This is a genomic window from Bradyrhizobium sp. HKCCYLRH3059, assembly GCF_051168035.1.
GTDB lineage: Bacteria > Pseudomonadota > Alphaproteobacteria > Rhizobiales > Xanthobacteraceae > Bradyrhizobium.
Window position 1 is genome coordinate 1 of sequence record NZ_JBNPUF010000022.1, and the last position, 1,652, is coordinate 1,652.

Consider the following 1,652-nt stretch of genomic DNA (forward strand, 5'->3'; position numbering starts at 1 on the left):
GCTTCGGCCACGATCGGTGCGATCGGCGGTACGTCGGCTGCATCCAGCCAGGCCTTCAACGGTCTGACGGCGGCGGCTCCGGTGGCGGACGCGACCGCGCAGACGCAGCGCGCGAGCCTGGTCTCCCAGTACAACAACGTGCTGGCGCAGATCAACACGACCGCGGCTGACGCTTCGTTCAACGGCATCAACCTGCTGAACGGCGACACGCTGAAGCTGACCTTCAACGAAACCGGCAAGTCGACGCTGTCGATCACCGGTGTCACGTTCAACTCGGCTGGTCTCGGCCTGTCGAACCTGACCTCGGGCACCGACTTCCTCGACAACAACTCGGCGAACAAGGTCATCGGCGTCCTCAACTCGGCGAGCTCCACGCTGCGCAACGAGGCCTCCACGCTGGGTTCGAACCTCTCGGTGGTGCAGGTTCGTCAGGACTTCAACAAGAACCTGATCAACGTGCTGCAGACCGGTTCGTCGAACCTGACGCTGGCCGACACCAACGAGGAAGCGGCCAACAGCCAGGCGCTGTCGACCCGCCAGTCGATCGCGGTGTCCGCGCTGTCGCTCGCCAACCAGTCGCAGGCGAGCGTGCTGCAGCTCCTGCGCTAAGGCGCGGGCGGCACCCACGAATATCGGAGGCGGCGGGGCTTGCCCCGCCGTTTTCGGCTCTAGACTATTCGCAAATTGACGCCGCTCGGCTGCGGCGCCGGATCAGCCGGACAGCGAGCACGAGAGCAACGTCGTGTCGACGCGAATGCAGCCTGCCGACGACGCCGCTCCCGAGAGGAGACTCCCGAGAGGAGCCTTCTGAGAGGAGACTGGGCCATGCCCCTGCGGGTCGAGCTGAAGCCTTTCGAGCGCATCGTGATCGGCGACAGCGTCATCGTGAATTCGAATACGCGCGCCCGCTTCATCGTCGAAGGCGACGCGCCCATTCTCCGCGAGCGTGACACCGTCACCGCCGAGACCGCCGATACGCCGGCCAAGCGCCTCTATCTCTGCGTCCAGACGATGTACCTGAAGAACGACGCGATCCGTTATCGCGCGTCCTATCTCGCCTGTATGAACGAGTTGCGCAGGGCGATTCCGGAAGCCGCCGGCCAAGCCGAGATGGTGGATCGCCATGTCACGGAAGGAGCGCTGTACAAGGCGCTGAAGGAGATCAGGGCGCTGATCGAGCGAGAGGATCGCGCAGTCGCGCCGGCCGAAGCGATGCCTTGACATTCCGGCCGCGGAAGGGACCGGGCTCGCCGCAGCCTGAGAGGTCGGTACTACGTCCGTATTAGCACGGACAATAAAATTAACGGGACGGATAAAAGCCCCACCTAACGATGGCGTGGACGAAAGTCTGTTCAGCCGAGTCGGCGAGGGCCGGGTATCGATCCGCGCTGCTGGTGAAGGCCGGGACCGGCCGTCGCTCTGACAGGATCAGCGGTCGCCCGTGACCGCGGCGCCAATTCTTGGAAGGCCAGTTTCATGGACGATCTGTTGCGTGAGTTCCTGACGGAGACCAGCGAGAGCCTGGACACCGTCGACAATCAATTGGTACGGTTCGAGCAGGAGCCGAACAACGCCAAGATCCTCGATAACATCTTCCGGCTGGTGCACACGATCAAGGGGACCTGCGGTTTCCTCGGCCTGCCGCGGCTCGA

Annotated in this window: 3 protein-coding genes; all 3 read left to right on the plus strand. The window is 63.9% G+C overall.

Going from position 1 to position 1,652, the window contains the following annotated elements; translation table 11 throughout:
* The coding region (locus tag ACQR13_RS32375; RefSeq protein ID WP_434863571.1) for a flagellin at window positions 1–609 on the plus strand (609 nt) is incomplete at its 5' end.
* A gap of 216 nt (window positions 610–825) precedes the next feature.
* Complete coding sequence (gene flbT, locus ACQR13_RS32380) at window positions 826–1,221, plus strand: flagellar biosynthesis repressor FlbT (RefSeq protein ID WP_315716969.1); 396 nt, start codon at window positions 826–828, stop codon at window positions 1,219–1,221.
* 255 nt (window positions 1,222–1,476) lie between these two features.
* Window positions 1,477–1,652, plus strand: a 176-nt coding sequence (locus ACQR13_RS32385) for an Hpt domain-containing protein (protein ID WP_434863572.1), incomplete at its 3' end; no start/stop codon positions are given.

Excerpts from the sequence above, each read along its gene's own strand:
- flbT (WP_315716969.1), top strand. The coding sequence starts at position 826 with ATGCCCCTGCGGGTCGAGCTGAAGCCTTTCGAGCGCATCGTGATCGGC.